The sequence below is a fragment of the Micromonospora sp. NPDC003944 genome, from assembly GCF_053605225.1.
Window position 1 is genome coordinate 108,765 of the sequence record NZ_JBSGIV010000005.1, and the last position, 21,509, is coordinate 130,273.

A 21,509-nucleotide genomic window follows, 5' to 3' on the forward strand; every position below is an offset into this window, starting at 1 on the left:
GGTACCGGCCGGTCGGGCGGCCCGGGTGTTCCACATCACGCTCTGTTGTCACCCGACCGGGTGCCGAACGCTCAAACCGTCGCCTCGAACTCGCAGAACACCACCGACGCGTCGTCGGTGGACTTGTGCCGGCGCAGCCGGTCGGGGTGGTCGCGCTCGGCGTCCCGCACTCTGTCGATCAAGGCGCCCGGACCGTCGGCGCTCAGCAGGTCCAGCAGGCCAGCCCAGTCGGTGAGCGCGAACTGCTCCACCGCGCTTGACGCGCCGTCACTGAGCAGCGCCGCCCGCCGGAGTGCCCCCGGACCGTGCCGGGGCGCGGTCCCGGTCACCGCGTGGAAGGCCGCATCCGGATCGGAAGCCGCCACCCAGTACCCGTGGGTACGGTTCATCCGCTCCCGTTGGACGCTCACGGCGTGCCGGAACCGGGTGACCGGGTCCGCCGCGCCGCCCGGAACCACGGCCACGGTCTCCCGCAGTTCCGCCATCGCCGTATCCAGCCGGTTGTCGGTGACCACGCTCACCTGCCCGCCCATGTCGAGGACGAGTGGGCTGTCGCAGAGCACCAGATAGTCCACCTGGTCACCGCACTCCCGCAGCAGGCAGACGGTGCTGGACGGGGTGCCCGGATGGTCGAGGTCGCACTGCCCGCCGTGGTCGGCGCGTACCGCCAGGATGGCCGCGGCCAGGTTGCTGGTCAGCCGGGCGGCGGGGCGTACCGCCTCGGCGACGCCGAGCCGGGCGGCCAGGTGCCGGACGTACCACTCGGGACCGTGCACGCAGCCGGTGTCGAAGCCGTCCGGCACCGTCGCGCCGTCCAGGACACCGACCAACGGGCCGAACCGGAAGACCAGATCCTCGTTGACCGGCCGGCCCGGGGCTGGCGCGGACGCGGAGCGTACCCGCATCACCGACGCCAGCCCCGGCGCACCGCTCGGGTCAGCGCTGTCGAAGGTCGTCGGCGGCCGCATGCGTCTCCCCCTGCTCTCCTGTGCCGCTCTGGTTCGTTGCCGTCATACCCCGCTCCCTTCCTGGGCCCGAGGCCGCAGGCGACCCCGGAACGCCACCCGCCTACCCGCCCCACCACCCGCCATGCAGCCAGCCCACCCGCCCGCGAGCCCCGCCCGCTCTGCCGGCGCCGCCCGCCCCGCCCACCTGCGCGATCTTGCACTTTGTGTAGCGACAAAAGCCCCAGAAGACCACGAAGCGGCGACAGAATCTGCAAGATCAGCGAGGCGGGCGGGGCGGGCGGGGCGAGGCGGGCGGCGCGGGGAGGCGGCGTGCGGGGGTTTAGCGGCGGCGGTTGCGGGCTCGGGAGGAGCGCAGGCGGCGGAGACGGCTGATCAGGACCGGGTCGGCGGCGAGGGCTGCCGGATTGTCCAGCAGACCGTTGAGCAGTTGGTAGTACCGGGTCGACGAGATCCCGAAGGTGTCCCGGACGGCCTGTTCCTTGGCGCCGGCGTGCCGCCACCACTGCTGCTCGAAGGCGAGGATGGCCCTCTCCCGCTCGGTGAGCCCGGGTGCCGGCCCGCTGGGTGGGACGTCGGCGCCATCGTCCGGTTCGGAATCGTCGGTGCTCTCGATCGGCGGTGCCGGCCGCGGCGTCGGGACCGCCGGCCCGACAGCACCCGGGGCGTCGCCCGGACGAGCGTCGGTGGACGGCTCGGGCGTGGCCGGGGTGGCGTCGGCGGACATGACACTCAGCCTAGCCAGGGACGATCCGGGTCGCACCAGCCGGCGCGGCCGGCAGCGCGAACGTCGCGAACCTGTCGCGCCCACGACGACACGAAGGCCCCCGCAGGAGCCGAGGGCCTTCGCGTCGAGCACTGAGATCAGTCGAGTACCGGAATCAGGTGATGTCGCGGCGACGCATGGTCCAGAGCGCCGCCCCGAGGATCACCACCACCGAGACCGAGAGCAGCACTGAGGACTGCTGCCAGGTGATGTCCATCTTCGCCGGCTCGCACTCGCCGTAGTAGGTCGCGTTGCAGGAGTTCCAGTCCTGCAGGGTGACCGTCTTCGTCATCCAGGCCAGGATGTACGTGGGCAGCAGCCAGGCCTCGGCGAACCGCACGCCCGCCATCCCCAGCAGGATGCCCAGACCGAACTGGCCGACCACCATCACCGCCACCACGCCACCGAGGGCCATCGCGGTGTGCCGACCCAACGAGGCGAGGGCGAAGCCGATGGTGGTGAGCACCAACACCAGCGCCACTCCGCGCAGACCTGTCAGCAGGAACGACTGCCACACCCCGGAGGTCATCTTCTCGGTGCTGCCGCGGAACGTGGCGACCGCCCAGAACCCGGCGAACCACAGCACCGCGGCCGGGAGCGTCACCGCCAGGATGCCGGTGAGCAGCGCAGCGAGCTTGGTGAGCAGCACGGTGAGCCGCTTAGGCCGCCAGAGCAGCAGGTTCATCATGCCGCCGGTGCTCCACTCGGCACCGACGAAGGACGCACCGACCACGAACCCGACAAGCGCGAGGATCGCCGCGAACGGAATCAGCGTCTCGTCGAACGTCTCCCTGAAGTCGAACGTCGAGGGCAGGAACCACTCCGCCTCGATCTGGTCCCGCGCCGGGGGCGTGATCACCGAGCAGTCGTCCGGGTACCGGCCGTCGGTCGCCGTACCCGACGTCTTGGCCTTCTCGCACTCCGCGCGCTCCTGCTCGCTCCAGCGCACCTGCTCCTGGTACTGCTGGTCGGCCTGACGCTCGGCCCGGGCCAGCTGGCCGGCGTCGATCTTCTGGTTGGTGAAGAACACCCCGACCACCACCGCGACGAGCACGAGCAGGCCGAGCAGTGTCGAGTAGCGGGTGAAGCGCCGCTTGGTGAGCCGGCGCAGCTCCGTACGAAAGAGGCTCACGCGCCCCACCCTCCCCCGGCGGGACCGGGCTGACCCGTCCCGCCGACCTTCGTGGACTCGTCGACCTGCCGGTGCTGGCCGGGTACCGGCGCGGTGGCGGTCAGTTCGAGGAAGACGCTCTCCAGATCGACGGCGATCGGCGCCAACTCGCTGACGTAGAGGTTCTTCTCGGCGAGCAGCCGCGTCACCGACGCCGGCTTGTCGACGCCGGCAAGCATCAGGTGGTCCGGGTGACCGGTCACCCGGATTCCGGCCTGGGTGAGCGCCTCGGTGGCGATCGGCAGGTCACTGACCGCCTCCAGCCGGATCCGGACCGCGCCGGACGAGTGCTGCGCGAGCACCTCGTCGACGGGGCCGAACGCGACCCGTCGACCGAGCGAGATGATCGTGACCGAGTCGCAGATCAGCTGGATCTCGCCGAGGATGTGGCTGGACAGCACCACTGTCATTCCGGACTCGGCGAGGGTGCGCATCAACGTACGCATCTCCCGGATGCCGCCCGGGTCGAGGCCGTTGGCCGGCTCGTCGAGGATGAGCAGCTTCGGGTTCTTCAGCAGGGCCGAGGCCACGGCGAGCCGCTGCTTCATGCCCAACGAGTACGTCTTGACCCGTTCGCCGGCCCGGTCGCGCAGCCCGACGAGTTCGAGCACCTCGTCGACCCGGGAGGTCGGCACCTCGCCCGCCCCGGCGAGCAGGGACAGCGTGTCCCGTGCCGTGAAGTGCGGGAAGAACTGCGGGCTCTCCACGATCGCGCCGACCTGGCCGGCGACGGTGGGCAGCGAGTCGGGAACCTCGTGCCCGAGCAGCGACATCCGGCCGCCGTCGGGTCGGATCAGGCCGAGCAGGGTACGCAGCGTAGTGGTCTTGCCGGACCCGTTGGGGCCCAGGAAGCCGTGCACCTGCCCCGCGTCGACCCGCATGTCGAAGCCGTCGAGCGCGTTGCGGGTGCCGCGTCGACGACTCTTGTACGTCTTACGTAGACCTTCGATCTCCAGGACAGCTGGCAAGCTGCACCTCCCCCGATGAATGGGCGTGACAGCCGACACCATACGCGGTATGCAGGAGCGCGCAATACGCGGTATGCAGTGACGCGCCGATCAGGCTAAATCATCGACGGAGCGTGACCGATCAGGCGCAGACGACCTGTACGCCTGCGGCGCGGAACGCGTCCACCACCTCCGGCGCGGCACCGGAGTCGGTCACAAGCGTCTCCACCCGCTCGACCGGGCAGATCCGGGCGAAGGCGTGACCCCCCAGCTTGGACGAGTCCGCGATGATCACCACGCGCTTGGCGCGGGCCACCATCAGGTTGTTCATCGCCGCCTCCCCCTCGTGGTGGGCGGCGGCGCCGAGCTGCGGATCGATCGCGTCCACCCCGAGCAGGGCGACGTCCAGGGTGACCTCGCGCAGCAGCGCCCCGCCAAGCGGGCCGACCAGCTCGAACGACTTCGGGCGCACCACACCGCCGGCCACCACGACCTTCATCCGGGATCGGACCAGCAGCTCGTTTGCGATGTTCAGCGCGTTGGTCACCACGGTGAGCTGGGCACCCTCGGCGCTGGTGTTCAGATCCGGTCGTACGGCGAGCGCCCTCGCCACCTCGGTGCTTGTGGTGCCGCCGTTCAGGCCGACCACGGTGCCCGGCGTGACGAGCGCCGCGGCGGCTGCTCCGATCCGCTGCTTCTCGGCCGAGTGCTTGGCCGTCTTGTAGCGCAGTGGCAGGTCGTACGACACGCCGTTCGCGACCGCGCCACCCCGGGTCCTGGTGATCATCTGCTGCTGCGCGAGCTGGTCGAAGTCACGCCGGATGGTGGCCTGGGAGACGTCCAGCCGCTCGGCTGCCGCCTCCACGCTGACCCGACCGTTGTCGGTCAGCATCTCGAGCAGGGCGTTCCATCTGGCGTACCGGTCCACTGCGGGGGCCCTTCAAGCAACTGCACGGACGGTGATTGATTGCGTGCACACTAGTGCGCAAAACTAGGCTGGCGCAAAAGGCTGACCTGCGCGATCGGCCCACCGGTTGCCATGGTCACCAGCGTTCGCGCAGAATAACGCGCGAAATGCGGCGGTAACGAGCCGTATTGCGCACAGCCCGGCCTGCGAGGAGTTGCCATGGCGTACGTGGACGCGGAGATCGCGAGCCAACCCGACTGCTGGCGGGAGGCGGCCAGCCTGGCCGAGGTGGTCCGCGGCGACCTGCCGCGCCCCGGTGAGCGGGTCGCCGTCGTCGGTTGCGGCACGTCGTGGTTCATGGCGATGGCGTACGCGGCCCGCCGCGAGCAGGCCGGCCAGGGTGAGACCGACGCGTTCCAGGCGTCCGAGTTCCCCGCCGGGCGCCGCTACGACCGGCTGATCGCGATCACCCGCTCCGGCACCACCACCGAGGTGCTGGAGCTGCTCGCCGCACTGCGCGGCCAGACACCCACCACCGTCATCGTCGGCGATCCCGCGTCCCCGGCGGTCCACCTGGCCGCCGCAACCGTGACCATGCCCTTCGCCGACGAGCGGTCGGTGGTGCAGACCCGCTTCGCGACCACCGCGTTGGCCCTGCTCCGGGCCCAGCTCGGCGACCCGGTGAGCGCACTCGCCGCCGACGCCGAGGTGGCGGTGCGATCTCCGCTGCCGATCGACCCGGCCACCATCGAGCAGGCCACCTTCCTCGGTCGGGGGTGGACGGTCGGCCTGGCCCAGGAGGCGGCGCTGAAGTGCCGCGAGGCGGCCACCTTCTGGGCCGAGGCGTACCCGGCGATGGACTACCGACACGGGCCCATCTCGGTCGCCGCGCCGGGGCGGTTGGTCTGGGCGTTCGGTGAGCTGCCCGACGGGCTGCCCGAGGACGTGGCCGCCACCGGCGCGGCCTTCGTGCACAGCCGCACGCACGGTTGGCGCACGGTGCTCGGCAGCTGGTCCGCCGGCCGTACCCCGGTCGACCCGATGGCCGACCTGATCCTGGCCCAGCGCTTCGCTGTCGCGCTGGCGACCAGCCGGGGCCTCGACCCGGACGCGCCCCGACACCTGACCCGGTCCGTGGTACTCGCGTGAGCGCGAGGAGTGAGCCGGGGTTGCGAGCCCCGCAGTCGCGAACCGAGACATCGCCATGAGCGACGACCGCGTTGTGGTTGCGCTCGACGTCGGCGGCACCGGCATGAAGTGCGCCCTGGTCCGACCGGACGGCGTCGTGGTGGGCACCGAGCGGCACCCCACCGGGGCCGCACGTGGCCCGGCTGCCGTGGTGGCCACCATCCTGGACGTGGCCGGTGGGCTTGCCGACAAGGCCCGCGCCGACGGGCTCACCCCGATCGCTGTCGGCATCGCCGTGCCCGGAGTGGTGGACGAGGCGCGCGGAGTCGCGGTCTGGTCGGCGAACGTGGGCTTCCGGGACGTACCCCTGCGGGACCTGACGGTGACGCGGCTCGGCCTGCCGACGGCGCTCGGCCACGACGTACGCGTCGGTGGTCTCGCCGAGGCCCGGCTCGGTGCCGGACGGGGTACCGGGCACGTGCTGTTCGTGGCGATCGGCACCGGCATCGCCGCCGCGCACGTCGTCGACGGCGTGGCGGCCGTGGGGGCGCACGGCGCCGCCGGGGAGATCGGCCACATCCTGGTCCGGCCCGACGGTCCGCGCTGCGGCTGCGGTCGGCCCGGCTGCCTGGAGGCGGTCGCGTCGGCCGCCGCGATCGGCCGCCGCTACGCGGAACTGGCCGGCGAGTCCGCCGACGAGTCGGTGACCGCGGCCGAGGTGGCCGAGCGGGCAGCCGCCGGCGAACCGCTCGCCGGCCAGGTCTGGCGGGAGGCGGTCGAGGCGCTCGCCGATGGCCTCGCCAGCGGGCAGGCGCTGTTCGACGTGGCGACGATCGTGCTCGGGGGCGGCCTGGCCCAGGCCGGCGACCGCCTGCTGACCCCGTTGCGCGCGGCGCTGCACGAACGGATGACCTTTCACCGGGAGCCGCAGTTGGTCGCGGCAGCCCTTGGCGACGAGGCCGGTTGCCTCGGTGCCGCCCTGCTCGCCCTGGACGCCGTGGGTGTCCGTGACCGTCAGGAGAATCGATGACCGTACGGGTGAACGGCCGAGTGGTGACCCCGACCGGAGTCGTCCGACAGGGCTGCGTCGAGTGGGACGGGGACCGGATCACCGCGGTGGCCGAGTATCCGTCGGTGCGTGACGGGCACTGGATCCTGCCGGGCTTCGTCGACATGCACACGCACGGCGGTGGCGGGCACACCTTCACGACCGGGGACGCCGACGAGGCCCGCGCGGCGGCCGACTTCCACCTCTCACACGGTACGACCACGCTGCTGGCCAGCCTGGTCAGCGCGCCCTTCTCGCTGATGCGTACGGCCACCGAGGCGTTCGCCCCGCTTGTCGACGAGGGCGTGTTGGCGGGGGTCCACTTCGAGGGGCCGTACCTGTCGGCCGCCCGCTGTGGCGCGCAGAACCCGGAGTACCTGCGTGACCCGTCGACTGACGAGCTGACCGAGCTGATCGAGTTGGGCCGGGGCGCGATCCGGATGGTCACCCTCGCCCCGGAGCGCGACGGTGCGCTGGAGGCGATCAAGCTGCTCACCGCGCAGCGGGTGGTGGCGGCGGTGGGCCACACCGACGCCACGTACGACCAGACCCGCGCCGCGGTCGCCGCAGGTGCCAGTGTCGGCACCCACCTGTTCAACGGGATGCGCCCGGTGCACCACCGCGAGCCCGGGCCGGTGGTGGCCCTGCTCGACGCGCCCACCGTGATCTGCGAGCTGGTCGCCGACGGGGTGCACCTGCACGACGGCACGCTGACCTTCGCCACGGCGACCGCCGGCCCGGACCGCGCCGCGCTGATCACCGACGCGATGGCCGCCGCCGGAATGGCCGACGGCGAGTACGAGCTTGGTGGCCAGGCGGTCACCGTGGCCGACGGGGTGGCCCGACTGGCCCGCGACGGCGCTATCGCCGGCAGCACCCTGACCATGGACGCCGCCCTGCGGCACGCCGTGAATGCCGGAATCCCGATCGCCGACGCCGCCCGGATGGTGGCCACCACCCCGGCACGGGCCATCGGTCTGGGCGACCGGGTCGGGTCCCTCCAGGTGGGCCTCCGCGCCGACCTGGTGGTGCTCGACGACGACCTCAATGTGGTACGGGTGCTGCGCGGAGGCTCCTGGATGGAGTAACACCGGGCCCCGGACGACCGGGCTGGGCCTCAGCTGAGGCTGGGGACGTCCACGCCGAGGACGGCCTGTTCGTCGGGGCGGTGCACCAGCACGTCGGCCAGGTACGACTGGACCGCGTGGCGCATCCCGACGTCCCGGCCGGCCTGCTCGGAGAGCAGCCACTTGTGCTCGATGATCTGGGCAAACAGCTCCTGCGGCTCCAGCTTGCGGCGCAGGTGCGCGGGGACGGCCCGGACCACCGGTTCGAAGACCTCGGTGAGCCAGCGGTGGGCGGCCTGCTGCTCGTCGGTCAGGTCGCTCTCGGCCCGGTAGGCGTCGAGGTCGTTGAGCAGCTTGCGGGCCTGGTTCTCCTCGGCGTCCAGGCCGGTGAGCCGCAGTAGCCGGCGGGTGTGGTAGCCGGCGTCGACGACCTTCGGCCGAACCAGGAAGCGCCCTCCGTCGATTGAGGACATGGCCACCTCGGCCACGTCGAAACCCAGCTCGTTGAGGCGGCGGATCCGGCCCTCGATGTCGCGCCGCGCCTCCCGCTCGATCGCCTGCTCGTAGGTGATCTCGTGCCAGAGCCGCTCGTAGCGCTGCACGACCTCCTCGCAGACCACCTCCGGGTCGATGGACTCGTGCAGCAGCCCGGCGGCCTGCAGGTCCAGCGCCTCACCGAAGATGTTCACCCGGGCGATCTCCAGGTCCTCGCCACGCTGACCGTTGGAGAGCGAGTTGTGCAGGGCGCCCGTCTCCGCGTCCACCAGATAGGCGGCGAAGGCGCCCGCGTCCCGCCGGAACAGCGTGTTCGACAGCGAGCAGTCACCCCAGAAGAAGCCGGTCAGGTGCATTCGCACGATCAGGGCGGCGAGCGCGTCGAGCAGCCGGCTCATCGTCTCCGGCCGCAGGGTGTGTGAGAAGAGCGCCCGGTACGGCAGCGAGAACTGGAGGTGCCGGGTGATCAGCACCGATTCGAGGGGTTCCCCGTCCTCGGTCTGCCGGTCGGCGACCACCGCCACCGCCTCGACCGACGGGAAGTCGATCCGCTCCAGGGCCCGGAGCAGGTCGTACTCCCGCTCGGCGATCCGCTCGCGGGTCTCCTTGAAGGCGTACACGTAGTCGCCCAACCGGACGAACCGGACGATGTGCCGGGAGATGCCCTGCGGCAGCGCCACCAGGTGTTGGGCAGGCCACTCCTCCAGCGGTGTCGACCAGGGCAGGTCGAGCAGCGCCGGATCCACGAGGGCTGACGTGATCCGCACGGGCACAAGCATGACGTGTCGCCCCCCGCATCCGCCTCTGATCGTGGTTGGGCCCACAGCGCCGATCGCCCCGGCCTCGCGTCGGGCCGGTAGCGTGGTCGCGTGCTCAAACCCACGGCGGTACGACGTGACCTGCGGCTACGGCCCGTCCGCCCGGCCGGGTGGTGGTTCGACGCGCTGCTGCTGGTCGGGTTCGGCGCGGTGACCCTGGCGCTCGCCCGAGGTGCCCTGCTCGGTCTGGACCTGGCGGTCCGGGAGTGGGCCTACGCCCATCACCCGGCGCCGGTCTACTGGACGGCGCGGGTGTTCAACTTCCTCGGGCAGGGTGGCTGGCTGCTGATGCCGATCTCGGCGGCGCTCGGCATCGCCGTGGCCTGGCGGGCCCGCACGGTCCGGCCGTTACTGCTGCTCGCCGGGGCGTTCGTGCTCCTGTATCTGACGGTCGGGCCGCTGAAGGTCCTGACCGACCGGGCCGCGCCCAGCTCGGATCTGCCGCCGACCCAGTCGGTCCGGATCTTCAACGATCTGCCGCCCACCGAGTACGACCTGTCCTACCCGTCCGGGCATGTCGCCAACGCGATCGTCTGGTACGGGGTGATAGCCGTCCTGCTGACCGCGCTGACGTCCGGGCGACTGCACCCAGCCGTGCACCGGCTGATCCGATTCGCCCCACCGGCGATCCTCCTGGTCACCACGACCTACCTGAACTTCCACTGGCTCACCGACGGCGTGGCGGCCCTGCTGTTGGGGCTCTTCCTGGACCGACTGTTGCACCGGGTGCCCTGGGACGGCCTGCCGCTTCCGGGGCGGCTACGCGCGTGGGACCGGCCGTTCACCTCGTACCCCTAGGGTCTCGGCTCGTGGATCAACTGGCGCGGCGGCTGGGCGTACCCGATGCGGTCGTCATCGGGTTGGGCTCGATGCTCGGCGCGGGCGTCTTCGTGGTCTTCGGCCCGGCCGTGGCGGCGGCCGGCGGTGCCGGTCTGCTGCCCGCGCTGGTGCTGGCCGGCTTCGTCGCGTTCTGCAACGCGACAAGCTCGGCGCGGCTGGCGGCCCGGTACCCGGAGTCCGGCGGCACCTACGTCTACGGCCGGGAACGCCTCGGGCCGTTCGCCGGTTTCCTGGCCGGTTGGGGCTTCGTGGTCGGCAAGACGGCGAGCTGCGCGGCGATGGCGTTGACCGTCGGGGCGTACCTCTGGCCGGGCCAGGCCCGGTTGGTCGCCGCCGGCGCGGTGCTCGCGGTGACCGCGGTGAACCTGCGCGGCATCGGCAAGACCGCCGCCGTGACCAGGGCGTTGGTTGCGCTGGTGCTCGCGGTGCTGGTCCTCGTCACCGTGGTCGGTGTGGTCGGCGGGTCGGTGCGCCTGGAGCGGCTCGGCGAACCCGGCGGCTCGGCGCGGGGGGTGCTCACCGCCGCCGGGTTGCTGTTCTTCGCCTTCGCCGGGTACGCCCGGATCGCCACGCTCGGCGAGGAGGTCCGCGACCCGCAGCGGACCATCCCCCGCGCGGTGCCGCTGGCGCTCGGGGTGGTGCTCGTGATCTACCTGGTGCTGGCCGTGGTCGCGCTCGGCGTGCTGGGCGCCGACCGGCTGGCCGGATCCGCCGCGCCCCTGGTCGACGTGGTGACCGCCGCCGGGCTGCCCGGCCTGGCGTGGGTGGTCCGCGCCGGGGCCACCGTCGCGGTCCTCGGGGTGCTGCTGTCCCTGGTCGCCGGGGTCGGTCGGACCACCCTGGCCATGGCCCGCCGCCGGGACTTGCCGGGCGCGCTGGCCGTCGTGCACCAGGTGCGCCAGGTGCCGCACCGGGCCGAGCTGGCGGTGGCCGCCGTGGTGGTCGTGGTGGTGCTGCTCGGCGACGTACGCGCAGCGATCGGCTTCTCCAGCTGCACGGTGCTGGTCTACTACGCGATCACCAACGCGGCGGCGCTCACCCTGGGCCGGGACCCGGACCGGCGGTTGCCGGTCCGGGGGCTCGCCGGTCTGGGGCTCTTCGGTTGTCTGCTGCTGGCGGTCAACCTGCCGCTGGGCAGCGTCCTCGCCGGCTTCGGTGTGCTCGCCGTCGGTGCCGCCCTCTACGCGCTGCGGGCCCGCCGCTGACCCGGGCAGGTGGCCCAATCATCGGCTCAACCGCCGGTAGCGGCGCACGGCCAACGGGGCGAACGTCGCGATCAGCAGCACCGGCCACAGCACGGCCAACAGCATGGCGTGCTCTGCCGGCCAGGAGTCGCCGCCCAGGCCCGGGTTGCCGAACAGTTCCCGGATCGCCGCCACGGTGGCCGACAGCGGATTCCACTCCGAGATCGTCCCGATGACCGACGGCATCAGCTCGGGCGACACGAAGACGTTGGAGATCGCGGTGAACGGGAACGCCGCCGGAAAGACGATCACACCGACCGTGTCCGGGTTGCGGACCAGCAACGCCAGGTAGATCCCGACCCAGGTGATCGCGATCCGCAGCAGCAGGAGCAGACCGACGGCGAGCAACGCCTTGCCCGCACCCAGTCGCCACTGCCACCCGACCAGCAGCCCACAGACCAGGAGGGTGGACATCTCCAGCAGGGCGCGCAGCAGGTCGGCGGCGCTGCGACCGGTCATCAGGGCGGACCGTGCCATCGGCATCGACCGGAACCTGTCGACCACGCCCCGGCTGAGGTCCAGCGCCACGCCGGTAGCGGTCGCCCCCAGCCCGTACAGCATCGTCATCACGAAGACCCCGGGCAGCAGGAACTCCCGGTAGCTGCCACCACCGGACACCTGCATGCCGCTGCCGAACACGTACCCGAACACCAGCACGAACATGATCGGCAGCGAGAAGTAGAGGATCAGCTCCTCCGGCGCGCGGACCACGTGCGTCATGTTCCGCCTGGTCATCGTCCAGCCGTCGGCCACAGCTGTGGTCATGCCACGTCCACCTCTCGTCCGGCGGCGACGGGTTCCCGAGCCTCGTCCGGCCGGTGCCCGGTCAGGTGCAGGAACGCCTCATCCAACGTGGCGCGCCGCAGGCCGATGTCCTCGACCGCGATCCCGGCGTCGTCAAGCGCGCGTACCACGTCGACCAGGCCGGCGACCCGATCGACCACCGGCACGCTGAGCCGTCGGACCTCCGGGTCGAGTTCGGGCTCCGCGCCGCAGATCGGCGCGACGAGCAGGCCGGCGCGGCTCAGCTCGGCCGCCTCGCGGACCACCACCTCGATCCGGTCGCCACCGGTCATCGCCTTCAGCTGGTCCGGCGAGCCCTCGGCCACCACCCGACCGGCGTCGATCACCGAGATCCGGTCGGCGAGCTGATCGGCCTCCTCCAGGTACTGCGTGGTGAGCAGCACCGTGGTCCCGTCCGCCACCAGACCACGGACCAGGTCCCAGACCTGGTTGCGGCTGCGCGGGTCCAGGCCGGTGGTCGGCTCGTCCAGGAAGAGCACCCGTGGCGTACGGATCAGGCTTGCGGCGAGGTCCAGTCGGCGGCGCATGCCACCCGAGTACTCACCGGCGGAGCGGCTCGCGGCCTCGTCGAGCCCGAACCGTTCCAACAGTTCGTCGGCGCGTCGACGGGCCTCCCGTCGGCCGAGGCGGAACAGCCGGCCGAACAGCTCCAGGTTCTGCCGGCCGCTGAGGATCTCGTCGACCGCGGCGTACTGCCCGGTCAGCCCGATCCGGGCGCGCACCTCGTCCGGCCGGCGCAGCACGTCGTACCCGGCCACGGTCGCCCTTCCCGTTTCGAAGCGCAGCAGCGTGGTGAGGATCCGTACGGCCGTCGTCTTGCCCGCGCCGTTCGGTCCCAGCAGTCCGTGGACCGTGCCGGTCGGCACGGTGAGGTCGAACGTGTCGAGCGCGCGGGTCGGGCCGTACCGCTTGCCCAGACCTTCGGCGACCACTTCGAATGTCGTCATGCCCCCACGGTGCGTTCGGGCGCTGACGGATCACGCACCGTCCGCTGACGGCCGCGCACCGGCCTGCTCGGCCTTGGTGATCTCGGCGAGGGCGAGAATGATCTCCGCACGGGCGGCCTCGCCGACGTACCAGCCGGTGAGCCCGCCGGCCAACGCCTCCTCGCAGAACCGCCTCGCCTCGGCCAGGTCTCCGCGCCTCCGCGCCACCTGGGCGAGGCCGAGGCGGGCGCTGGCCACGAACTCGGGCGCGCCGCTGCGCTGCGCGAGGAGCAACGCACCTGCGAAGTCGTCGTGCGCCGCCGCGAGGTCACCGGCACGCAGCCTGATCTCCCCCCGGGTACGCAGCATGTCGGCCTGGTCGACGGCCGAACCGAGCGCCTCGACCAGGCCCATGGCCTCGTCCATGTGAGCGGCCGCCGCCACCGGATCGCCCTGCCAGGCGGCCAGTTCACCGAGCGCGCCAAGCGTGATCATGGTGCCCCACCGGTCCCCCGTGCTCCGGAAGCCGTCGAGCGCGGTGGCCAGCGCGGTCCCGGCCCGGTCCCAGTCGTTGCTCCACATCAGCGCCGAGCCGCTGCCCATCGCGCCGAGCGCGTTGACCCACACGTCTCCCGGGCCGACCAGCCGCCGCAGCTCCCCCATCAGCTCGTCGACATCGTCCGCGCCTCCGGACGGCGGTCCGGTCGAGATCCCCGACAGGTACAGCAGGAACGGCTGCCGGGGCGGCCGGTCGAGGCTACGGATCACGGACTGCTGCGTCCCGACCAACGGCAGGTGACCGGAGCCGGCGAGCGCGGCGTTGTAGACGCAGAGGGCGAACTCCTCGCTCAGCCCCGGCGGTGCTTCGGTGCCGAGCAGTTCGAGGACGTCGGCGGCGAGCCGGGCCCCTTCTCCCCGCATGCCGCGCAGCCACCAGAAGAACGACAGGGCCGCGACCATTCCGGCCGCGTCGGACGCGTCACCGGCGGCCGTGGCCCGGCGCAACGCCGCGTGCAGGTTGTCCCGTTCCGCGTCGAGGCGTCGCAGCCAGTGCAGTTGCTCCGCGCACCGGAGGTGGTCGCTCGCGGTCCAGGCGAGTTCCAGGAAGTACGCGGTGTGCGCGCGACGGAGCTGGTCCGCCTCGCCGGCCTCGGCGAGACGCTCGGCGCAGAAGGCCCGCACCGTCTCGAGCATCCGGTAGCGGCCGCCGGCCATCTCCACGAAGGACTTGTCGACAAGGCCGGTGAGCGCGTCGACGAACTCGGAGGTGGGCAGGTCACAGACCCGGTTGGCCGCTTCGAGCGTGGCACCGCCGGCGAAGACGGTCAGCCGCCGGGCCACCTTTCGTTCGGCGTCGTCGAGCAGGTCCCAACTCCACTCGACAACGGCCCGCAGGGTGCGGTGTCGCGGCGACACGGCCCGGCTGCCCGTCGACAGCAGCCGGAACCGGTCGTCGAGACGGGCGGCCACCTCGGCGACGGAGAGCGCCCGTAGACGCGCGGCGGCCAACTCGATCGCCAACGGCAGGCCGTCGAGGCTGCGGCAGATCCGCAGCACCGCCTCGACGTTTGCCGGCGTGACGGTGAAGTCGGGCGCGACGTCGACGGCCCGTTGAACGAAGAGCCCGACCGCCGCGTAGTCGTCGACGGCGAGCGCGGACGCGCCGAGCGGTGGCACGGTGAGCCCGGACAGCTGGCACAGCGCCTCCCCGGCCAGCCCGAGCGGCTCCCGACTGGTGGCCAGGACACGCAACGTCGGGCACGCGCTCAGCAACCGGGCCGCCAGCCGGGCCGCCTCGACGAGGACGTGCTCGCAGTTGTCGAGGACCAGCAGCAGTCGCCGCTGGGCGAGCGCCTCGACCAACCTGTCGACTGCCTGCCGGCCCGGCTCGGCCGGGGCACGTAGGCCCGCGTCGCGCAGGCCGAGCGCGCTCAGCACCGCCTGCGGGACGTCCGAGCCGTCGGCCAGCCCGGCCAGCTCGACGAAACGGGCCTCACCGTCGACCCGGCTCGCAGCCTCGATGGCCAGGCGTGTCTTGCCGGCACCTCCGGGACCGGTGAGGGTGACGAGTCGCCGCCCGCCCAGCAGGTCACCGACCCGCTTCAGCTCCTCCTCGCGTCCGACGAAGGTGGTGAGCTGACTCGGCAGCGTCGCTTCGGCCGACGAGCGTTCCGCACCGCGCAGCACCGCCACGTGGACCGCGGCCAGCTCCGCCGACGGGTCGACGCCGAGCTGCTCGGCAAGCGTGTGCCGGGCCTCCTCGAACTCGGCCAACGCCTCCGCCGGCCGCCCCAGCGCGGCCAGGGCGCGCATGAGCTGCCCGCGCAGGCGCTCCCGCAACGGATGCGCGACGACCCACTCCCGTAGCTCGGCGACAAGCGCGCCGTCGGCGCCCAACGCCAGGTCCGCCTCGATCCGATCCTCGACGGCGGCCAGCCGTAGCTCGTCCAACCGGGCCGCCGGCGCGGCCGCGCCGGTGGCGTCGGCCAGAGCGGGACCACGCCACAGCTCCAGCGCCTCCCGCAACACCGCCGCCGCGCGAGGCCAGTCACCGTCGACGAGCGCGCGTCGCCCCGCCTCGACGAGCCGTTCGAACCGGTACGCGTCGACCTCGTCGGTGTGCACCGCCAGGCGGTAACCGGTCGGGTGGAACTCGATCAGGTCGTGGTCGGCGGGCAGGGCCTGGCGCAGTCGCGACACCTGGGACTGGAGCGCGTTTGCCGCGCCCCGGGGCGGGTGCTCTCCGTACAGGCCGTCGATCAGCCGCTCGGCGGGAACCACCCGGCCCGCGTCGAGCAGCAGGAGCGCGAGCAGGGAGCGCAGCCGCGGACCACCCACGGGCACCTCTCGCCCGTCGGCCAGCACCACCTGGGTCGGCCCCAGGATGCGGAAACGCATGTGATGGATTGTCGCCCACCCCCGGCCGTCGTCTGCTTACCGATCCGCCGACGTTGCCGATCTGGGAGGGTCAGCGGCTCAGCTCACCTCGGCGATCCCGTCGTGCCGGCGGGTCGGCTCCCGTTCGTCAGCTTGACCGCCGTTGGTCGGCGGCGCATCCCCGCCCGGAGGAACGGGATGTGCCGAGCCGATCCCCGACTCCGTCTGGCCCGGCACCGACGGAGCCGCCGCCGGGGTGTGCACTCCGCCGTGCACCGACCCGGCTGGCCGAGGCACCGTGAACGGGTGAGCCGGCGGGGCGCACTGCCGGGTCAGCCAATCCAGCCCGCGCCGCCGGGCGACAACTGTCAGTCGGTCCCCGGCGAAGATCACCTGCCGAGGGTCGAGGTCCTTCCACCAGATCGTCCTGGCCCCGCCCGCCGGGGTGCGGGCGATCAGGCGGACCTGCCCGTCCCGGTTGACCACATCCAGCGGTCGGCCGTCCAGCCCGGAGTTGGGAGCGACCGGCACCTCGGCGACCGGCAGCGCGTGCCTGTCGACGGGGATGGTGCTGATCACGGCGCGTTCGGTGAGCGCCCCGATGAAGGCCGGGGCGGCCAGGTAGGAGACGGATCGGGACACCCCGAGCGCGAAGGTCTCCTCCACCCGTTCGGCGAAGTCGCCGTCGAAGAGCCGCAGCACCACGCGCAGGTCGGCGCGGAGATCGCGGGCGGCGAGCGCAGCCTCCAGATTGGCCACGTCGTCGGTGGACGCCACCACGAGCGCCTGACAGTCGGCCACCGACGCGGCAGCCAGCGTCTCCGGTAATGCGGCGTCGCCGACGATCAGCGGCACCTCCAGTTGGCGCGCCAGGGCGGCGCCGCGCGGCTCCGGGTCCTTGTCGATGGCCACCACCTCGACGTCGTACCCGCGCAGTTGCGCCATCACCCGCGTGCCGACGTTGCCCAGGCCGATCACCACCACGTGCCCGGCCCGGGCGGGCTGTAACCGGCCGGTGTGCAGGGCCAGTCGGGCGTTGACGATGCCGTCCACCACCACCGCGGTGATCAGCGGGATCAGCGCCAAACCGGCCAGGTTGAGCACCACCTGCATGATCTGCGCGTCCGCCGTCTTGGTGGTGTCCGGGTCGGCGCCGCTGAGCGTGGTGACGAGCGTCAGGTACAGCGCCTCCAACGGAGAGACGTCCTCGGCCCGGGAGATCAGCGCCCCCAACACCGCGATCAGCGCGAGCACCACCATCACCGCGATGCCGATCTTGCGGGTGGCGAAGCCGCGTACCGCGCCCAACACCACGGTGACCGGGCGACGCCGCCGACGCGCGCGGACCAGCCGACGGGCGGCGACCTCGGTGCCCGGTGGCTGGCCTGTCGCCTCGGCGAGCACCAGGTCGGCGCCGGCCTGCTCGGCCGGCAGCAACTCGACCCCCTGCGCCTCGGTGAGATGTGCCAGCGCGCAGACCACGTCCTGCGGTCGTACGTCGGCCCGCCGCGCCACCCGCAACGTCTTGTCCCGATGCTGGAAGGAGCTGGGGTCGACCTCGTTGAGCGCGGCGGCCACGAACGCCGGTGCGGCCATCTCGGCGTCGGAGAGCACCTCGACCGGGGCCTTGAGCAGCTTGCGTACGCCGTCGGCGAGGGTGCCGTTGAACATCCGCAGCACCTGGCGGACCCGCTGGTCGACGGCCTGTGCGCAGAGCGCGGCGTGCAGGTTGCCCACGTCGTCCTGGTGCAGCAGGGCCAGCCCGGTCGCTCCGGCCAGGCCGGCGGCCTCGAAGGTGGCCACGTCCAGGCGGTCCGAGCGGACCACCCGGACCCCGCGCAGCCCGGCCACGTCCGGCCCGTTGCTGCGGTAACGCTCCGGCACCACGACCGTCACCCGGGCCCCGCCGACCGGCAGCTCCGATTCGAGCATCGCCCGGGCCACGTAGTAGGCGAGCGCGTCCTTCCCACAGATCACGTAGTGCGGGCGCGGATCACCGACGGACCGCAGCCGCCAGTTCCACTCGACCGCCCGTCGCGCCCGGTCCCGCCACGGCTCCGCCATGCCCGGATCGTAATCAGCACGGCCAGGGTGGGCGACCCCGTCCGGATCATCCCGGTGACCAGGTATGTCCGCACCGGCGGCGGGTAGAGCAGCGGCATGCAGACGTTCCTCCCGTACCCGGGCTTCCTGGCCAGCGCCCGCACGCTGGACCAGAAGCGGCTGGGCAAGCAGCGGGTGGAGGCCATCCAGGTGCTGCGCGGGCTCACCCGACCCGGGTACGGCTGGCGCAACCACCCGGCCGTGAAGATGTGGGCCGGGTACGAGGAGGCGCTCGTCCGCTACGGGTTGGACATGTGCGCGGTGTGGAGCGAGCCGGGGCGGGCCGACACCTGCGCCACCACGATGACCGTCGACCTCGCCGCCGCGTGCGGGGCCGGTGTCGTACGGACCCAGGACGAGTTGGCCGGGGCCGGCGAGCTGCCGCCGTGGCTGGGCCGCGACGACCTGCACCTGAGTCACCGCTCGTCGCTGCTGCGCAAGGACCCGGCGCACTATCGCCCGCTGTTCGGCGACGAGGTGCCGGAGGATCTGGAGTACGTCTGGCCCACCTCCGACCGCCCCCGCCGTTGCCTACCATCCGACTGAGCCGAGGTGGGGCAGACTGGGGCGCATGGCGCTGTCCCAACTGGTTGGTCGGCTGATCGGCGTACGGCAGCACCAGGTGGACCCGGGCGGCGGTGGCGCCGCCCGCGTGCCGCGACCGACCACGGCGCTCGTGGTGGGTGGCGGCATCGCCGGCATGTCGGCGGCGGTGGTGCTCGCCGAACGGGGTGTGGCGGTCACGGTGCTGGAGGCGGCGCCGACGCTCGGCGGTCGACTGGGTGCCTGGCCGGAGGCGCTCGCCGACGGCAGCCAGCAGAACGAGCACGGCTTCCACGCGTTCTTCCGGCAGTACTACAACTGGCGGTCCATCCTTCGCCGGATCGACGGTGACCTGGGCTTTCTCAAGCCCATTCCGGGCTACCCGATCCTGAGCGAGCAGTGGCCGACCGAGGAGTTCGGCCGGTTGCCGCCCGCCCCGCCGGCGAACCTGCTGGCGCTGCTGCTGCGCAGCCCGAGCCTGCGCCTGGCCGACCTGCGGCTGATGGATCGCAACGCCGCGCTGCCACTGCTCAGCTACGACCCGGTGCGCACCTACGCCGACCTGGACGACACCACCGCCGACGAGTTGCTGGCGTCGCTGCGGCTGCCGGACCGGGCGCGGGCGATGCTGTTCGAGGTCTTCTCGCACTCGTTCTTCAACCACGAGGCGGAGATGTCGGCCGCCGAGATGGTCGCCCAGTTCCACTTCTACCTGCTCGGCAATCCGGAGGGCCTGACCTTCGACTGCCCCGACGAGGACTACGCCACGGCGATCTGGGAGCCGCTGACCCGGCACGTGGAGAAGCACGGCGGCCGGGTGTTGACCAACTGCGCCGCCACCGGGGTGCACCGGGACCCCGAGGGCTGGCGGGTGGCGACCACCGACGGAGGCAGTCATCCGGCGGGTCACGTCGTGCTCGCCGTCGACCCGCCAGCGCTCGCCGCGCTTGTCGCGGCCTCACCGGACCTGGCCGAGCAGGCCTCCGAGCTGGCGGCACGGATGCCAGCCTTCGGCACTCCCGGCCCGCCGTACGCGGTGGCGCGCTACTGGTGTGACGGGGACGTGGCCGCCGAACGGGCGGTGTTCAGCGGTGTGTCCCGCCAGCCCACTCTGGACTCGGTGACCCTCTACCACCGGCTGGAGAACGAGCCGCGGCGCTGGGCGCGGCAGACCGGTGGGTCGGTCATCGAGCTGCACGCGTACGCCTGCGAGCCGGGTGTGCCGGCCGAGGAGTTGGCCGAGCGGATGCGCCGCGAGCTTGTCGCGCTCTGGCCGGAGGCCGGTGACCTGCGGGTCCGGGAGCTGCGGGCCCGGGTGGAGGCGCAGGCGCCGGCATTCACGCCGGGCAGCCACGCCTGGCGACCGGGGGTACGCACCGACGCGCCGAACCTCTACCTGGCCGGCGACGGCATCGCCACGGACTTCCCGAGCGCGTTGATGGAGCGCTCGGCCGCGACCGGGATCATCGCCGCGAACCACATCCTGCGTGCCGAGGGTGGCGCGGCCGAGCCGGTGCTCTCGATCCGACCGCGTGGGCTGCTGGCCGGTCGCGCGTGGTCAAATCGACAAAACGCCACATAAGCCACGGTACGCTGCCGTACGCTCGAATGATCAACCGTCGATCGGCCGGGCGGGAGGGCAGCGGAAGATGTCACCACTGCACCGCGCCGGCCCGGAGAACGCCCCGTCGCTCGACGAGGTCGGCCGCGACGACGCGTACCCGCTGATCCGCGACGAGCGCGCCTGCATCGTCACCGCGCTCCGGCTGGGGTGGTGGATGGCGGACGCCTACCACCACGGGCAGCAGGCGGAGCCGCGCGCCTTCGTCGAGGCCCGGCCAGCCGTGCCACCGGCCAAACTCTCCAACCTCACCGAGATGTCCGCCCACCGGCGGATGCGGATGTACCTCGACGGGGTGGACGTCGCCCTGGCCCAGATCGCCGACCTCACCCGGCACACCGGGCCGGTACCCGACACGTCGGCCGCCCGAACCCTGCTCCCCGACCTGGGTCCGACCGACACCGCCGACCCGGTGCCGCTGCTGCTCGCCCTCGACGACCTCAACGTGGAGGTGCTGCGGTGGGCGATGGCCGCCAACCACCGGGTCGGGCTGGCCTACCGACTGGGCCGCTCGGTGGCCGACACCGTCCGAGCCGGCGACGTCACCGCGTTGCTGCGGCAGTTCGGCGGCCGGCAGGTCCAGATCAGCAGGTGGTTGGACGAGTTGGCAAGCGTGCTGCCGCCGTACTCGGCAGCTGTGGTGCGCCGGTCGCTTGCCGCCTGGGCGAGCGCTGTCGACCGGGCCGGCCACGGGGACCCGACCGAACCGACGCCCGCCGTGCTGAGCCGGGCGCTGCGCGCTCAGGGGGACCTCTGGCGCGACGTGCTCACCGGGGGCCTGCACCCCCGCGACCTGCTCGACGAGGAGGACTACGCGGTGATCGCCCGGAACCTGATCATCCGGGACCGAAGACTGGTGGCGCAGGCCGCCCGGGGCATCTTCTGGCCGGTGCTGGTACCCCTGCTGTTGGTGCTCTTCGCGGTCGTCGGGGTGAGTGCCGCCGCGGCCGCCGGCTCACCGACCACCCGGGCCACAGTCGCCCTGGTGGGCCTCGGCGCCGGGCTGGCCGCGATCTGGCGGACCGTCTCCGGGCCCGCGCTGACGGTCGCCGGCGAGGTCAACCGACCCCTGCTGGACAGCGAACTCACCGCACGGATGGCCCTGCGACTGAACCGGCCACTGACCACCGCCCAGGCCTCGGCCAAGGCAGCTCCCCGCACCCGTCGTCAACGGCGTCCCGAGGAGACCGGCCGATCGAAATACGTTGCCGGCGTCTCCCACGTCGACCTACCGTGAGC

General features: G+C 72.5%; 18 protein-coding genes. 8 read left to right on the forward strand and 10 right to left on the reverse strand.

The annotated features are described in order from the left end of the window. Positions 1-71: 71 nt before the first annotated feature. From ACWER9_RS04170 to ACWER9_RS04190, 5 genes are all read right to left on the reverse strand, one after another. The gene (locus ACWER9_RS04170; protein ID WP_452300389.1) at positions 72-968 is read right to left on the reverse strand and encodes a hypothetical protein; all 897 of its coding nucleotides are present in this window, start codon (positions 966-968) and stop codon (positions 72-74) included. 319 nt (positions 969-1,287) lie between these two features. Continuing rightward, entirely contained in the window at positions 1,288-1,692 is a 405-nt protein-coding gene (locus tag ACWER9_RS04175) for a DUF3263 domain-containing protein (protein WP_452300390.1), read from the reverse strand. Between the two features lie 154 nt (positions 1,693-1,846). Beyond that, positions 1,847-2,863, reverse strand: coding sequence for an ABC transporter permease subunit (locus ACWER9_RS04180; protein ID WP_452300391.1), 1,017 nt, complete (start codon positions 2,861-2,863; stop codon positions 1,847-1,849). Continuing rightward, positions 2,860-3,870: an ABC transporter ATP-binding protein gene (locus ACWER9_RS04185; protein WP_452300392.1), complete on the reverse strand. Its 1,011-nt coding sequence runs from the start codon at positions 3,868-3,870 to the stop codon at positions 2,860-2,862. The genes ACWER9_RS04180 and ACWER9_RS04185 overlap by 4 nt, the downstream gene beginning before the upstream one ends. Before the next feature lie 121 nt (positions 3,871-3,991). Beyond that, complete coding sequence (locus tag ACWER9_RS04190; protein WP_053654382.1) at positions 3,992-4,777, reverse strand: DeoR/GlpR family DNA-binding transcription regulator; 786 nt, start codon at positions 4,775-4,777, stop codon at positions 3,992-3,994. A 198-nt stretch (positions 4,778-4,975) separates the two neighbouring features. Between ACWER9_RS04190 and ACWER9_RS04195 the strand changes: the two genes are divergently transcribed. Genes ACWER9_RS04195 through nagA form a run of 3 tightly spaced genes read left to right on the forward strand, consistent with a single transcriptional unit; the run spans position 4,976 to position 8,020 of the window. Continuing rightward, positions 4,976-5,905: an SIS domain-containing protein gene (locus ACWER9_RS04195; RefSeq protein WP_452300393.1), complete on the forward strand. Its 930-nt coding sequence runs from the start codon at positions 4,976-4,978 to the stop codon at positions 5,903-5,905. Between the two features lie 55 nt (positions 5,906-5,960). Continuing rightward, on the forward strand, positions 5,961-6,914 hold the full coding sequence (locus ACWER9_RS04200; RefSeq protein WP_452300394.1) for an ROK family protein: 954 nt from the start codon (positions 5,961-5,963) through the stop codon (positions 6,912-6,914). Next, positions 6,911-8,020 carry an N-acetylglucosamine-6-phosphate deacetylase gene (gene nagA / locus ACWER9_RS04205; protein WP_452300395.1) on the forward strand — a complete coding sequence of 370 codons (1,110 nt, stop codon included), beginning with the start codon at positions 6,911-6,913 and terminating at the stop codon, positions 8,018-8,020. Before ACWER9_RS04200 ends, nagA begins: the two co-directional genes overlap by 4 nt. A 29-nt stretch (positions 8,021-8,049) precedes the next feature. On the opposite strand, the gene ACWER9_RS04210 is transcribed toward nagA, so the two are convergent. Then, positions 8,050-9,261 (reverse strand): DUF4032 domain-containing protein, encoded by a 1,212-nt coding sequence (locus tag ACWER9_RS04210; RefSeq protein WP_452300396.1) that lies wholly within the window; start codon positions 9,259-9,261, stop codon positions 8,050-8,052. Positions 9,262-9,363: 102 nt separating this feature from the next. Here ACWER9_RS04210 and ACWER9_RS04215 point away from each other — a divergent pair, with 102 nt between their 5' ends. Together ACWER9_RS04215 and ACWER9_RS04220 are read left to right on the forward strand one after the other, a co-directional pair. Beyond that, a complete protein-coding gene (locus ACWER9_RS04215) occupies positions 9,364-10,110 on the forward strand; it encodes a phosphatase PAP2 family protein (protein WP_452300397.1) in 747 nt (248 codons plus the stop codon). Between the two features lie 11 nt (positions 10,111-10,121). Then, positions 10,122-11,357 carry an APC family permease gene (locus ACWER9_RS04220; RefSeq protein WP_452300398.1) on the forward strand — a complete coding sequence of 412 codons (1,236 nt, stop codon included), beginning with the start codon at positions 10,122-10,124 and terminating at the stop codon, positions 11,355-11,357. A gap of 18 nt (positions 11,358-11,375) precedes the next feature. Here the strand turns inward: ACWER9_RS04220 and ACWER9_RS04225 are convergent, their stop codons facing one another. The 4 genes from ACWER9_RS04225 to ACWER9_RS04240 all read right to left on the reverse strand — a co-directional run bounded on the left by ACWER9_RS04225 (position 11,376) and on the right by ACWER9_RS04240 (position 18,067). Next, the gene (locus ACWER9_RS04225; protein WP_452300399.1) at positions 11,376-12,161 is read right to left on the reverse strand and encodes an ABC transporter permease; all 786 of its coding nucleotides are present in this window, start codon (positions 12,159-12,161) and stop codon (positions 11,376-11,378) included. Beyond that, positions 12,158-13,147 (reverse strand): ATP-binding cassette domain-containing protein, encoded by a 990-nt coding sequence (locus ACWER9_RS04230; RefSeq protein WP_452300400.1) that lies wholly within the window; start codon positions 13,145-13,147, stop codon positions 12,158-12,160. The genes ACWER9_RS04225 and ACWER9_RS04230 overlap by 4 nt, the downstream gene beginning before the upstream one ends. Positions 13,148-13,177: 30 nt before the next feature. Further along, entirely contained in the window at positions 13,178-16,024 is a 2,847-nt protein-coding gene (locus ACWER9_RS04235; RefSeq protein WP_452300401.1) for a BTAD domain-containing putative transcriptional regulator, read from the reverse strand. A gap of 78 nt (positions 16,025-16,102) precedes the next feature. Next, complete coding sequence (locus ACWER9_RS04240) at positions 16,103-18,067, reverse strand: NAD-binding protein (protein WP_452300402.1); 1,965 nt, start codon at positions 18,065-18,067, stop codon at positions 16,103-16,105. 96 nt (positions 18,068-18,163) lie between these two features. On the opposite strand from ACWER9_RS04240, the gene ACWER9_RS04245 reads away from it, so the two are divergent. The 3 genes from ACWER9_RS04245 (at position 18,164) to ACWER9_RS04255 (ending at position 21,507) form a co-directional block, all read left to right on the forward strand. After that, positions 18,164-18,652 (forward strand): MSMEG_6728 family protein, encoded by a 489-nt coding sequence (locus tag ACWER9_RS04245; protein WP_452300403.1) that lies wholly within the window; start codon positions 18,164-18,166, stop codon positions 18,650-18,652. A gap of 25 nt (positions 18,653-18,677) precedes the next feature. Continuing rightward, on the forward strand, positions 18,678-20,231 hold the full coding sequence (locus ACWER9_RS04250; RefSeq protein WP_452300404.1) for a hydroxysqualene dehydroxylase: 1,554 nt from the start codon (positions 18,678-18,680) through the stop codon (positions 20,229-20,231). Between the two features lie 67 nt (positions 20,232-20,298). Beyond that, complete coding sequence (locus ACWER9_RS04255; protein ID WP_452300405.1) at positions 20,299-21,507, forward strand: hypothetical protein; 1,209 nt, start codon at positions 20,299-20,301, stop codon at positions 21,505-21,507. The last annotated feature ends 2 nt before the right edge of the window (positions 21,508-21,509 follow it).

What these genes read in the sequence shown, in the direction of transcription:
- ACWER9_RS04195 (WP_452300393.1), top strand. Translation starts at nt 4,976, where the DNA reads ATGGCGTACGTGGACGCGGAGATCGCGAGCCAACCCGACTGCTGGCGG.
- nagA (WP_452300395.1), top strand. Translation starts at nt 6,911, where the DNA reads ATGACCGTACGGGTGAACGGCCGAGTGGTGACCCCGACCGGAGTCGTC.
- ACWER9_RS04230 (WP_452300400.1), bottom strand. Translation starts at nt 13,147, where the DNA reads ATGACGACATTCGAAGTGGTCGCCGAAGGTCTGGGCAAGCGGTACGGC.
- ACWER9_RS04250 (WP_452300404.1), top strand. Translation starts at nt 18,678, where the DNA reads ATGGCGCTGTCCCAACTGGTTGGTCGGCTGATCGGCGTACGGCAGCAC.
- ACWER9_RS04235 (WP_452300401.1), bottom strand. Translation starts at nt 16,024, where the DNA reads ATGCGTTTCCGCATCCTGGGGCCGACCCAGGTGGTGCTGGCCGACGGG.
- ACWER9_RS04245 (WP_452300403.1), top strand. Translation starts at nt 18,164, where the DNA reads ATGCAGACGTTCCTCCCGTACCCGGGCTTCCTGGCCAGCGCCCGCACG.
- ACWER9_RS04170 (WP_452300389.1), bottom strand. Translation starts at nt 968, where the DNA reads ATGCGGCCGCCGACGACCTTCGACAGCGCTGACCCGAGCGGTGCGCCG.
- ACWER9_RS04200 (WP_452300394.1), top strand. Translation starts at nt 5,961, where the DNA reads ATGAGCGACGACCGCGTTGTGGTTGCGCTCGACGTCGGCGGCACCGGC.
- ACWER9_RS04175 (WP_452300390.1), bottom strand. Translation starts at nt 1,692, where the DNA reads ATGTCCGCCGACGCCACCCCGGCCACGCCCGAGCCGTCCACCGACGCT.
- ACWER9_RS04255 (WP_452300405.1), top strand. Translation starts at nt 20,299, where the DNA reads ATGTCACCACTGCACCGCGCCGGCCCGGAGAACGCCCCGTCGCTCGAC.
- ACWER9_RS04225 (WP_452300399.1), bottom strand. Translation starts at nt 12,161, where the DNA reads ATGACCACAGCTGTGGCCGACGGCTGGACGATGACCAGGCGGAACATG.
- ACWER9_RS04240 (WP_452300402.1), bottom strand. Translation starts at nt 18,067, where the DNA reads ATGGCGGAGCCGTGGCGGGACCGGGCGCGACGGGCGGTCGAGTGGAAC.